The sequence below is a fragment of the Shewanella marinintestina genome (assembly GCF_023283845.1).
Classification (GTDB): Bacteria; Pseudomonadota; Gammaproteobacteria; order Enterobacterales; family Shewanellaceae; genus Shewanella; species Shewanella marinintestina.
Window position 1 is genome coordinate 1 of sequence record NZ_JAKILC010000025.1, and the last position, 13206, is coordinate 13206.

The following is a 13206-nucleotide window of genomic DNA, read 5'->3' on the forward strand; positions in this document are numbered from 1 at the left end:
CCCCAGATAAGAACATGAACTTTCTTTGCACTGCTGCATCATTTACGGTGGCCATTAGATCACGTGGTTTCGTCGTCTTGTGCCAACTCACCTCTAGCCTACGCCTCATATAATGTTCTTGTTCATCAGCTCGCAAATTTGCTAGCGGCTTCCTCCAGACCAACCCTCACGGATAAGCCCTTGCCATTCGCTAGTAGTTAACGTTTAATAACAGCATGTTATTGAACGGTGACCTTCCTACAGAGGACTTTCACCTCATTAGTTCATGCCCATGCTGGGCGTACACAACAGTTTAAGCTGCGTTTGCCGTTTCTTCTTGTTCGGCAAGCCAGCTTATATATGCAGCGAGTTTAGGAAGACGTTTATCTGAGTGGCCCATCAACTGAGCTAACGCAAAACTAAACTGATGGTACATGCTGGCATCATTGTAATGCTTACCTGCGTCATCACAGTTAATTTGTGCGCCGCGTAAGTAATTAGCAACCAACTCCGCACGATTGAAGCCTTCAACCACACCAATTGACTGTATTAAGGCATTATTCCACTGAATATATTCGCCATAAACCTGCTCAAATGCAGCACGATTATCGTCTGTGGCCTGCTCGAGCAATTCAACGTTTGGCATGACCCGCGAAATAATAAAGCGGTCGTAAAGCAGATCGTCGCGAAGGCCCCAACAATGGTGCATTAAAAACCGAATTAAACAATCTTGATAATCGCAATCATCAACAGCAGCTCGCTCTAAGCGTTTTCTATAATGTGCGCTAGCAACCGCAACCATTAAGTCAGCTTCACTGGGAAAATGATTGTAAATAGTGCCTTTGGAGATCTGACTCGCTTCAACAAGATGTGAACGACGCAAATCAAAACTTTTATGACCACGTAAACAGCGTTCAGCAATATCGGTTAAATAGCTTTCTCGTTGCTGCCAGTTACTCATGTCGACCTCTTCACAAATCTAACAATCAATTGAAATTTAGTTCACATTGATAAAGTAGCACTCTAGGCCGCATTCAGATATTGAGTAATACTGATACCACTATGAATAAAATCGATATCTCATGCTAAAAATTGAACTATTAGAAAGTTTTATTGCTGTAGTTGAATGCGGAAATCTTTCCAAAGCGGCTGAGAAACTTTGCCGTACACAGTCAACCATCAGTTTGCAAATCAAGAAGTTAGAAGAGAGCGTTGGCAAACCTTTGTTACTTAGAGATAACAAAGGCGTTACGATGACCGATGCAGGCAAGACGCTTCTTAACTATGCCTATAAGATGTTGCAGCTCAGTTCACAGGCAATTGATGAGCTAAAAGATTGCCAAAACCGTGAAGTGATACGCCTTGGTGTACCTACAGATTATATCAATCGTTATCTTGGAAGCTTCTTATTAGAGTTTATTCGTGAGTTTACCTGTATCGAATTAGTCATCGATACTGACGTTAGCGGCAACCTCTATAAGCGCCTGCATAACGGTGAGTTTGATGTGATTGTGGCTACTCACTGGCAACCGCCAGCTGCAGGCCACGGGGAGCTATTGTTTGAACGACGCTTTCATTGGGTTGCTGCCAAAGGCGGTAGCGCCCATAAACGCGAAACAGTACCTATGGCCCTTTACCCTGAGAACTGCCCTATTCGCGCACAAGTATTTGCTAACCACCAAATATCAATGCGCCCAATGAGCGTATTGCTATCAACGCCTTCGCCAACGGCAATGTGTATGGCTGTAGAAAACGATTTAGTAATCGCCCCTATTGCCGAATTTCGTATTACCGATAAAATGCAGATCATCGATCCGATAGAGTGCAACATCCCGCCTCTACCAACCTTTAATGAGTCGCTTTATCTTAATCCTGACACACAAACTGATGCGACCAATCAATTGATCAACTTGATTAAGGCTAATGTGTTAGGGCTAGGTGAAGTCAATCAAGCACAAATGCTTGGCTAATTACGTTAATAAAAGAAGCTAAGCTAGAAACAAGCCTTTATAAAAATGCGAGATTAAAACTAAAAATGCCAACCCTTTAGGTTGGCATTTATGTTAGCAATAGTGACTAAATACCGCGATTCTATAACTTAGAAATAGTAAGCGAAGTTGATGTTGAAGCGGTGATCCCAATCATCATCGGTTTGCACTAAACCTAAACTGTTACCACCAAGCCACAGCACATTTTTCGCCATATAATGATCGACGTAAATAAATAGAGGACCATAGGCAATAGAAACACCAGTTGTATTTAAAATTGAATCATCAAATTCTTCTACATCTGGCTGCACCATGCTGAAATCATTGTACACAGTTAGCGAGCCCCAAGAAGTGGCGATATTTTTAGAAAGGTTAGCAGTGTAAATATTACCTTTACTTGCGACCTCATAAAAACCACCTAGCATCCCCATACCAATCTTATTTGGATCAATCTTGCCATCATCATATTGGTCAAAGTCATACGCCAGATATTGAGCTTGCAAACCCCAACCGGCATAGTTCATATCTAGGTGCAATGCATAATTAAACGTATCGCCATTCTCACCGAACTCTGAGTTATACAGCTGACCATATTCAACAGAAGCGCCAACTATCGTCGTTAACTCACCATTGGTTAATGTGAAGCTTTGACGGCCAGCTAACGTATTGGTTTCTTCATTGTTATAACTGGTATCGCCAACAGTACCTTTGGCTACCGTACCTGCAAAGTCACGGTGGTCAGTACCACCATAGATAGCATTTTTAATGAAGGCGAATTCAGATAAAGAGATACCATTTTCATACTGCGCACTCACACCCACGCCGTAATCATCTTCAAAGCCCATGTAATAATTTAAGCTGTACCACCAGTTGTGAGAGGCATAGCCTTTATTACCAAATGGTTTGCTGATAGCACCACCATTAATCGTTAGATCTTCATTAACATCCCAGAATGCATAACCATATTTTAAATGATCGTAACCGTCATAGAATCGATATTCAGCTTTCACGCCAATATCATTCCACTTATCTGCAAAGGTAATTGACACTAAGTTAAAATCGAAATCACCGCCTTTATCTTTAGAAGACTCAGAATAATCGCTATAGCTGTAATTAGCTCTAACAGAACCACCAATATTTAAATCATCTGCAACTGCTGGAGCTGCAAAAACTGGAAGCAATATACTTGCTACTGCTAAATTAATAATAGACTTTTTCATAATCACCCTTCATTTAATATTAGAGGGGTTCAGCAAAATCTAAATATCATAAAAATCAATTTATGGATTCAATATACATTGTCATACTTTAATAATTAAGATACCTAAATTCTAACCCCATTTTTATAATTTATATTTTTATTAATATGCTGAAATCCATGTATTCCTTGGTAAGGGCGCCAAGGGGAGCTCTAGGCGCCCACACCTAACAATGAATTACCATTTAACTTTAGTTAAATCACACTGAATAACTTCACCACGCTTAGCGGGTGTACCAGGGTTTTCAGCAGACTCACACAATAATGTTGTGCCATAGTCATTACGCTTATCATTGGCGTTACTGCGAGCCCAAACAGACACAATCGCACGCTCTTCTGGCTTCGCTTCGCAGCTACCATCAACATCAAAAGCATGAATAGTATTTTGGTGGAAATACATCAATGAATCTTGCTCTGCACTGCCAGATAACCACATGGTTTGCGAGTTATGTTGCCCTTCATCAAACTGAACACGGCGCATGCTGTCGTCTTCTTTTACCGTTTTAACGAACGGCGAATCTTCACGAACTGCAATAGTCTTAAACTGATTAGTACAGGCTGGCACACGCATGTTGTAGTACATTTCAGAGATCGCATGGTTGTGGAACGGATATAGCGTATCAACAGATTGAACTGTCATGCCCACTTCAGCACCGACCTTCTCACCATTGATTTCATCAATACGCAATAGTCCCCAATGACCAAAGATTTCTGCGTAAGCGTAACCGCCGCGGATGTTGTCAAAGTTCTTATCGTTGCGCTTACCTTCTTCAGCATACATAGGGAACCAACCCGCTGAAGCCCATAAGTTAGGTAATGAATTAGCACTGATGTCATATGGGAATACTGCAGGCATTTTTACTTCATCGCCTGTCACCATCTTGTAAAAGTTTTTGGTAAAGCTCTCACCATGCTTTTTAACTTGCTTATCAGTAACTTTGTTATCGAAGAATTGTTCAAAGGTCGTGCGCTTGAAATGCTGCGCTACCGGAGAGTTTTCAGTTAACTCTCCGCCTGGGTTATAAATCCAACTCACATCTTCACGGGCGCCAAAACATTTCTTAGCCTCATCCGCGTTATTAATCACTTGATAGATATTCTTAACCATCAGCTTCATATCACGGCGATCCATTACACACATGTGCTGGCCACCTTCAGTTGAGTCAACCATTGCCATATCAGAGTTTAGGCAGCCACTGTTTTGATCATTAGTTAATGCTTCAGCATAGGCTCGTAAATAAGTCAGTGTTTCATCCCACAAAATATCAATATACTTTTGATCTTTTGCATTATATTTAGGTGATTCACCTAAACACTGAAATTGAGCGTTATCAATATCAGATCTATCAAGAAACTCTGGAATATCAGCAGCTATAACACTATTTGATAACAGCATTGTTGCTAGTACTAGTTTACTATTCATATATCACCCTATTATTTAAATTATAATTTTTAATCTCCATTTAAATACTATATTTGGAATTATTTCCAAAAATGGGGCAATAGCTAATTATAACCAATAAAATCCATTATTCGTCACATATTTAAAACAAAGATTTTAAATATGCAAAAAATAGAAATATTGGAATTAGTTAATATAAAAGAAAATAAATTTAGAAAGGCTAATAGATAAAAAAGGCCTTCCAATAATATTGAAAGGCCGAAATAGAACAATGCAGGGAAGAGGCCATAACTCGAATCCTTATGGCCAAACTCACTTCTTATTGCAGCTGAGATGAAACTACATTAAGACTTTTTGAGTTAAAATTACTTTTTAAACTTATCAAACTTAAACGTATGACAATTGCTACATAGCGGCTGCTTAGTGCCATGCTCACTATGACACTCTTGGCAAGGAAGCTCTTTACCATAGTGCAAGTTGTTATGTGGATTCTGCCACTTATCTTCTTCACTGCGTGCAGTTTGTTCTGCTAAGTCATCAACGTCATGACACTGTAAACACGCCTGATCTGATGGAAACTGTTTAATGCCATTGTCATGACATGTTTTACAGTCTTTACCAATCACTTCTTTGTGGTGGTCACGTATCTCTACAGCTTGTGCAGATAGGCTTAATAGGCAACCAAAGGTTAGCGCTAATACCGCTTTTAATTTAATCATCGCTCATTCCTCTCTATTATCTGGCAAATTTAGGCTTTCATCATGCTGCGTGCAGCAGTCATACCCATCACCATGCATTCAGGAATTGAGCAACTACCCAAACGGCTCACACCATGAATACCACCACACACTTCACCAGCCGCATATAGACCTGGAATAGCTTGGCCGGTAAAGCTGTCTTTCACTTCTGCATTTGTGTTGATCTGCACACCACCTTGGCAGTAATGCACTTTTGGCCATAAGCGAACAACAGTAAATGGCGCTTTAATATATTTGCCCTTAGCTTCGGTCATGTTCTTACCGAATTGCGGGTCATTTTGAGTCTTAACGTACTCGTTATACTCAGCAATTTGTGCTTTAAGTGGCGCCAATGGCACATCAAAATGCTTAGCTAGCTCTTCAATTGAATCAAACTTCCAACCTACGTTGTACTTAATAACTTTCTTAGTATTTGGATGCTTCTTCGAATCTTCATAGCTAGTAATTAAAATTGGAGGCAGTGCATTACCCTTTTCATCACGACAGTTCAGCTCAGCGTCGGCACGCGTCTTACGGTCTGCAATTTCGTTCATGAAGCGCTTACCGGTTAGACGGTCAATCGCCACTGAATGCGGGAAGTTATAGATAGAGTAGTTAGATACATAACCAAAACCACCTTCATCAGGTGATGCCCATGGACCAGACTGGATATGTGCCAAATGGACAGGTACCGCACCTAGGCGGAACATTTCGTACATACCTTCACCAGTAGCGCCTGGTGCGTTAGTACAACCTACTTCTGCGGTCAAAGTTGGATCTTGCGCCATACGTAAATCAACGTTTTGAGCAAAGCCACCTGTAGCCATTATCACACCGCGTGTTGCGCGGATATTAGTCACTTTACCTGGTTGATCTTCACCAAAGTGATAGTTATCGCGCATTTTCACGCCAACAACTTCGCCTTTATCACCCACTAAGAAACCTTCGAACTTAGCGCGGTTATGAGTATGAACACCAAGTTTACGGCACTCATGTAATAGCGGCTGAGTAATACCAGCGCCACAGCTCACTGTCGTTTGGTAAGTACGAGCAACTGAGTGGCCACCTAATTGTTGTAGATATGGGTGATATTCAGAACCCGCATCTAAAGTCATCTGCAATGCTTCAACAGCATGTTCAGCGACGTGACGTAATAAGGCTTCATCAGCAATACCACGGCCTGACTTTAATTGGTCAGCCACCATAATCTCTACAGAGTCTTTAACACCTTCTTGCTTTTGCATTGGTGTGCCTGGGGCTGCGAACAAACCACCGTTAATGGCTGAGTTACCACCGAAGTAAGACATCTTTTCAAAAATATGCACATCTTTTGCACCTTTTCGCGTGGCTTCAATTGCCGCCGCTAAACCCGCAAAACCTGAACCTATAATTAGGACTTCAACTTCTTTGTCCCATTTAACGCCATCCGCTTTCTCAGATACGGCTAATGCTGGTGCAGCTATTGCTACGCCTGCTGCAGCTCCGAATCCTTTAATGAAATTACGGCGTCCTAGCAGATCTTTATTGCTCATCTGTCATCACCCTATTAGTTTTTATTAGACGCAAGAATGATAAAGCTGGAATGAGTTCCAAAACGGGAGTTGAACAAGTATTTTCTGCATACAAGAAAATAACATTGATGATTTTTAACCCAAGTCTAATATTGCTGTTTTTTATTACTTTAGAGGTATTTTGGAACCAATTCCAAATGTCGCTACAGTGCAAAATTTCAAACAACAAAACCTTCATAGCTCTGACTTAGTGCAATTTTATTTGATTTATCACCGACTTTTTAAAATGTCATTTACCACTATCTAAAGTGCTAATAATACGCTTTAAAAAGCTTGTTATTTTTTTGTAAAAATAGACGCCGATAACCAACTAAATAGTAAGGGATTATCTTGTGGAAATTGGATAATATTTTTGCGTAACGCACTTCCTATGCCATCATTAGGCTAACATTGAGAAATCCCCTATTAACAAGCCTTATAGCTTAACAAACGTAGGAAGTTATGGAACTAGAAGAGATCTATCGTCAGGATCTAAGCTTATTGATTGCCCTGCAAATTCTGGTAGAAGAGCGTAGTGTCACTCAAGCGGCTAAGCGTTTGCATTTAAGTCAGTCTGCCACCAGCCGTATATTGTCGCGCCTACGAGAAATGCTCAATGACCCGCTATTTTCCAGGGTTGGTCAACAGCTTGTGCCAACTTCATTTGCACTTGAGTGTTATCAGCAGTTGCGGCAACCAACAGGGCAATTAATCGAACTACTAACGCCTAAAGCATTTGTACCTGAGGAGTGCCAGCAACAGTTTTCTATTGCCGTTACCGATTATGCAATGCAGGCACTTATTCCGTTTATTTTACCAAGCATTTATCAAAAGGCGCCGCAGATCCGCCTTGAAATTGTACCGGTGCAACAAAAAGAGTTACAGGCACAGCTCAGTGTAAAAGGGGCCGATATGGCAATTTGCCGTGCTATCGGTCAAACCGGAAATTTACAGCACACTTTCTTGGGTAAGGTGGGGGTCAGCTGCTTATTGTCACCTAATCATCCGCTGGCAAATAACGATATCACCTTAGAGGATTATTTATATTATCCCCATGCCACCATCGCAATTAGTGACGGGGTGAAAGCGCTACTTGATGAGGCGATTAGCCAATACCCAGCACGTACAGAGCTACTTAGAACACCGCATCTAGATACTGCACTGGCACTGCAATCGGTTAATCCGCTAATTATAACCTTGCCTGAAGGTATGGCAGAAATTGCCGCGCAGCGTCATAAACTTAAAGTTAAACCACTGCCCTTTAAGCTGCAGAGTTTGGATTACAATCTGTTTTGGCATTCTCGCTGCGATCAAGATAAAGCGCAAAGATGGCTACGTGAACAGTTTGCTTCAGCCATCAAAGACCTACTCACCCAGACTCCACAAAATATTTAATTATTAGAACCTAGATCCTAGGACGCTGTGCTTCGAGGACGGACTGAATAAACAAGGTACTAGGCCCTAGGACGCTACGCTACGAGGACGGGCTATGCCCTGCTAGGAAAATCAAAAGATTTACGGGCTAAAGCCCGACCTACAACAGTAAGATTGAAGCCGCTTTTTCGTCTCAGCTTAGCCATCTTTGCTTTTCCTAGGGCCTAGGACCTTCTTCGCTTTACATTGTAGGTCGGTATTTATGCCGTCAAATACTATATAAAATCCAAGCTTGATGGGCTAAAGCCCAACCTACAAAAAACATGCTTTCCGGCTTTCCCTAGGACCTAGAACCTTTCTCAGCTTTTCCTAGCACCTACTTATAGCTGAACCAATACGCGGCCTGTTACTTGGCCTTTAATGATGCGCTGAGCAAACTCAGGCACTTGCTCAAGGGAAATCGTTTCGCAAGCGTCTTCAAAGTAGCTAGCAGGTAATAGTTCGAGCACGGCTTGCCATGCTGCTTGGCGCTTGTCGAATGGACAAGAAACGGAGTCAACACCAAGAAGGTTTACGCCACGTAGAATAAATGGCATTACCGTAGTAGGTAGTGCAAAACCACCCGCTAAACCACAAATAGCCGCGGCGCCGCCGTAATTCATCTGCGCTAATGCAGTCGCTAATACCTTGTTACCTACGGTATCAACTACGCCAGCCCAACGCTGCTTTTCAAGTGGACGCGAGTCAGCTTCAAGCTCACTGCGGTCGATGACTTCGCTAGCACCTAGCTTAGTTAGCAAGGCGCCATTTTGCTCTACACGACCCGAGCTTGCCACCACACGATAACCTAACTGCGCTAGCAAGGTCACCGCAACAGAACCAACACCACCACTGGCGCCGGTTACCAAAATATCACCATCTTCAGGCTTAATACCTGCTTTCTGCAGCGCTTGTACGCACAACATCGCAGTTAAACCTGCAGTACCAATTTGCATCGCTTTAGCGGCGTCGCAATTACTTGGCATTGGCACTAGCCAATCTGCTTTAACACGGGCTTTTTCAGCTAGGCCGCCCCAGTGATTTTCACCGACGCCCCAGCCAGTAAGGATAACCTTGTCACCGGCTTGATAACGCTCATCACTTGACTCAAGTACCGTACCCGCAAAATCAATGCCCGGCACCATTGGAAAGTTACGAATAATTTTGCCAACACCTGTTACTGCTAAACCGTCTTTATAGTTTAGTGATGAACAAGCCACCTCAACCAATACTTCACCTTCAGGAAGATCAGCTTCTGAAATTTGGCTAACGTTCGCTAAAGTACGTTTTTCTTCTTGGGTCAAAACCAATGCGTTAAACATGACAAGTTCCTATTAAATCTGATGCTGATAAGGATAGGCGATAAATCAATATGAATGAAGTGCATATTTTGCATGAGAACAATGCACTACACGCATAACAATAAAAAGTAACCAGCTAATAGTCCGGCTCAGCAATATTAGACTAGAAAACCATCGCTTATCTAGTCGACTTTATTCCTATACTGCCAACACTATTTTATAGACTACACTGAGTTGTCGCATAAAAAACGTACAAGGAAGAACAGTATGATTTATAACAAGCCAGGTGCACCCGGCGCTAAAGTTAACTTCAAGTCACAGTACCAAAATTTCATTGGTGGTGAGTGGGTTAAACCTGTAAATGACCTCTATTTTGACAACACCTCACCGGTAGACGGCCAAGTATTCTGCCAGATACCACGTTCAGGTTCTGTCGATATCGAACTCGCGCTCGATGCCGCTCACGCCGCCAAAGACAACTGGGGCAAAACCTCGGTCGCCGAGCGCGCCAACATCCTGCTGCGCATTGCCGATCGCATCGAACAAAACATCGAATCGCTAGCAATTGCAGAGACATGGGACAACGGTAAAGCGGTACGTGAAACACTCGCAGCCGATCTGCCACTAGTGGTCGACCATTTCCGTTATTTTGCCGGCTGTATACGCGCCCAAGAAGGCAGCGCCGCTGATATTGACGCTAATACCGTGAGTTATCACTTTCCAGAACCACTCGGTGTAGTGGGCCAAATCATTCCATGGAACTTCCCATTATTAATGGCTGCGTGGAAAGTCGCTCCAGCGCTTGCTGCCGGAAACTGCGTGGTACTCAAATCTGCCGAACAAACTCCTGCATCAATTTTAGTATTACTAGAGCTGATTGAAGACCTACTGCCTAAGGGTGTGCTAAACGTAGTTAACGGTTTTGGCGCTGAAGCAGGCCAAGCACTGGCCACCAGCAAACGCATTGCCAAGCTTGCCTTTACGGGCTCGACAGAAGTCGGTCACCATATTCTAAAATGCGCGGCCGAGTCGTTAATTCCGTCGACCGTTGAACTAGGCGGTAAGTCGCCCAATGTTTATTTTGCCGATGTGATGGATCATGAAGATGAATATTTAGATAAAGCCGTTGAGGGCATGCTACTGGCGTTTTTCAACCAAGGCGAAGTGTGTACCTGCCCATCACGCGCTTTAATTCACGAGTCGATTTACGACAAGTTTATTGCCAAGGTCATTGAGCGCAGTAAAACCATTAAGCAAAGCAACCCGCTAGATACTGAAACTCAAGTGGGCGCACAAGCCTCGCAAGAGCAGTTTGATAAGATTTTGAGTTACCTACAGATAGGTAAAGATGAAGGCGCTGAAGTGCTTATTGGCGGTGATTTATGCAAGCTTGAAGGCGATCAAAGCCAAGGGTTTTACATTACCCCGACCATTCTCAAAGGCACCAATGATATGCGTATCTTCCAAGAAGAGATTTTTGGGCCAGTGATCTCGGTAACCACCTTTAAAGATGAGGCTGAAGCCTTAGCCATAGCCAACGACACAGAGTATGGCCTAGGTGCAGGTGTTTGGACTCGCGATATGAATACCGCCCAACGTATGGGCCGCGGTATTCAAGCAGGACGCGTGTGGATTAACTGCTATCACGCTTATCCTGCTCACGCTGCCTTTGGTGGCTACAAGAAATCTGGTATTGGTCGTGAAACCCACAAGATGATGCTGGATCATTATCAAAACACTAAAAACCTATTGATTAGCTACGATGCTAACCCGCTGGGCTTTTTTTAGTCGGCTTATGGTCACTAAATAAGCCTAACGGCTTTATGTTCATCCAACAGGCTAGCGACCCCTTTTGCTAGCCTGTTTTTATGTTAGTTAGCAGTTTCCCGAAACTTGCGATCTCACCAAGCGTATTTCCATAATGGAAATCACTTTTTAGCAGTTTTTCACTATTAGAATTCAATTTTAGCGCAGTAAAATATCCCCACAAAAAATAGTGGATACTGCATCATGACTGTAGAAAATCGTTTCGCACAAATTACCCGTGACCCTCGTCTATCGCCAAAACAAAAAGCCAACTACTTAGCCTTAGAAGCTGAATCAAGCTTGCCATATGTAAAGATCTCAGAGGCTTTAGCACAGGCCAAAACCCAAGGGGTAATTTGCGATATGTTTGAAGGCAATGCGCCATTCAAGCCACGATATGTGCTACCAGACTATGCCAAATTCTTACAAAATGGTTCTGAATATTTGGAGCTAAGCCCAGCACAAGATCTTGACGAAGCCTTAAACGCACTAACGATTATTTATCATCACGTGCCATCGGTCACCAATATCCCAGTTTACTTAGGTCAGCTTGACGATGTGTTATTGCCTTATTGCCAAGGGTTAGATGACGAGACTATTTACCGCAAGCTAAGACTATTTTGGATCATGCTAGATCGCACCTTGCCAGATGCCTTTATGCACGTGAATATTGGCCCAACTGACAATATCGTCTGCCGTACAATTTTACGTGTTGATGCCGAGCTAAAACAGATAGCGCCTAACCTTACCTTTATGTATGACCCAGCAGTGACCTCTGATGAACTGCTACAAATTGCCGTCAGCAATATTTGCGAATGCAGTAAACCACATATTGCCAATTACCCAATCCATGCCAGCTCGTTCGACACGCAAGGCTTTGGTATTGTGAGTTGCTACAACTCATTACCACTAGCAGGTGGTGCCAATACGTTAGTGCGCTTAAATTTAAAAGAAGTCGCATTAAAAGCTAGCAGCTTAGGTGACTTTTTCACCAATGCATTACCTCACTATTGCCAGCTAACCTTCGAGCTAATCGAAGCCCGCGCTAAGTTTTTGCACCAAGAGTCCAATTTCTTCAATAGCTTCTTAGTCCAAGAAGGCTTGATTGAAGAGTCGCGTTTCGCGCCAATGTTTGGGATCTATGGGATGGCTGAAGCAGTCAATATCTTGCAAGGCACACCTGATTTCAATGAAGACAACATAGATAAGCCTAGCAGTCATTATGGCCACAACACAGCAGCGAATGAGCTTGGGCATGAGATATCTAAAGCACTTGATGCCATAGTAAAATCAACACCTGTGACCTATGGCTATAATGGCCGTGCACTACTGCACTCGCAAGGCGGCATCAGCATAGACAAAGACGTGACTCCGGGTGTGCGCATTCCCTACGGTACCGAACCAAACCCAATTGCTCATATTCAAGCGCTAGCCGAGCATCACCAATATTACACCTCAGGCATCAGTGATATTTTGACTATCGATGAAACCATTAAAGCTAACCCGCAAGCGATGATGCAGCTGTGTAAAGGCGCACTCAGCCTAGGTTTCCGAGAATTTACCGCAAACGTTGCCTCGAACGATTTAGTGCGCGTTACTGGTTACATGGTGAAACTGTCAGACATTGCCCGCTTTAAAGAGGAAGGCTCACGCACCAACACCACATGGTTAGGCGCAGAGGCCGCACAAAACACCAAGATTTTAGAGCGTCAGCCACGCGTTGTAGCGAATGAACACACACCGGCATACAACAAGTAATACAAATAAAAGAT

General features: G+C 43.0%; 10 protein-coding genes. 4 read left to right on the forward strand and 6 right to left on the reverse strand.

Annotated elements, in window-relative coordinates; all coding sequences use genetic code 11:
- Window positions 1-292 precede the first annotated feature (292 nt).
- Window positions 293-940, reverse strand: a complete 648-nt coding sequence (locus L2747_RS19755; RefSeq protein ID WP_249000686.1) for a TetR/AcrR family transcriptional regulator — start codon at window positions 938-940, stop codon at window positions 293-295.
- A 121-nt stretch (window positions 941-1061) separates the two neighbouring features.
- On the opposite strand from L2747_RS19755, the gene L2747_RS19760 reads away from it, so the two are divergent.
- The gene (locus L2747_RS19760; RefSeq protein ID WP_249000687.1) at window positions 1062-1949 is read left to right on the forward strand and encodes a LysR family transcriptional regulator; all 888 of its coding nucleotides are present in this window, start codon (window positions 1062-1064) and stop codon (window positions 1947-1949) included.
- Window positions 1950-2077: 128 nt separating this feature from the next.
- Here L2747_RS19760 and L2747_RS19765 read toward each other — a convergent pair whose 3' ends face one another.
- The 4 genes from L2747_RS19765 to ardA form a co-directional block, all read right to left on the reverse strand.
- Window positions 2078-3187 (reverse strand): hypothetical protein, encoded by a 1110-nt coding sequence (locus tag L2747_RS19765; protein ID WP_249000688.1) that lies wholly within the window; start codon window positions 3185-3187, stop codon window positions 2078-2080.
- Between the two features lie 216 nt (window positions 3188-3403).
- Window positions 3404-4648, reverse strand: coding sequence for a dimethylsulfoniopropionate lyase DddY (gene dddY, locus L2747_RS19770; RefSeq protein ID WP_249000689.1), 1245 nt, complete (start codon window positions 4646-4648; stop codon window positions 3404-3406).
- A 344-nt stretch (window positions 4649-4992) separates the two neighbouring features.
- Complete coding sequence (ardB, locus tag L2747_RS19775; RefSeq protein WP_249000690.1) at window positions 4993-5346, reverse strand: acrylate reductase cytochrome subunit ArdB; 354 nt, start codon at window positions 5344-5346, stop codon at window positions 4993-4995.
- 29 nt (window positions 5347-5375) lie between these two features.
- Window positions 5376-6896 (reverse strand): acrylate reductase flavoprotein subunit ArdA, encoded by a 1521-nt coding sequence (gene ardA / locus L2747_RS19780; protein ID WP_249000691.1) that lies wholly within the window; start codon window positions 6894-6896, stop codon window positions 5376-5378.
- A 480-nt stretch (window positions 6897-7376) separates the two neighbouring features.
- Between ardA and L2747_RS19785 the strand changes: the two genes are divergently transcribed.
- On the forward strand, window positions 7377-8309 hold the full coding sequence (locus L2747_RS19785; protein ID WP_249000692.1) for a LysR family transcriptional regulator: 933 nt from the start codon (window positions 7377-7379) through the stop codon (window positions 8307-8309).
- Between the two features lie 359 nt (window positions 8310-8668).
- On the opposite strand, the gene acuI is transcribed toward L2747_RS19785, so the two are convergent.
- Window positions 8669-9649 carry an acrylyl-CoA reductase (NADPH) gene (acuI, locus tag L2747_RS19790; protein ID WP_249000693.1) on the reverse strand — a complete coding sequence of 327 codons (981 nt, stop codon included), beginning with the start codon at window positions 9647-9649 and terminating at the stop codon, window positions 8669-8671.
- 246 nt (window positions 9650-9895) lie between these two features.
- Between acuI and exaC the strand changes: the two genes are divergently transcribed.
- On the forward strand, window positions 9896-11416 hold the full coding sequence (gene exaC / locus L2747_RS19795; protein ID WP_249000694.1) for an acetaldehyde dehydrogenase ExaC: 1521 nt from the start codon (window positions 9896-9898) through the stop codon (window positions 11414-11416).
- Between the two features lie 222 nt (window positions 11417-11638).
- Window positions 11639-13192 carry a YjjI family glycine radical enzyme gene (locus L2747_RS19800; RefSeq protein ID WP_249000695.1) on the forward strand — a complete coding sequence of 518 codons (1554 nt, stop codon included), beginning with the start codon at window positions 11639-11641 and terminating at the stop codon, window positions 13190-13192.
- The last annotated feature ends 14 nt before the right edge of the window (window positions 13193-13206 follow it).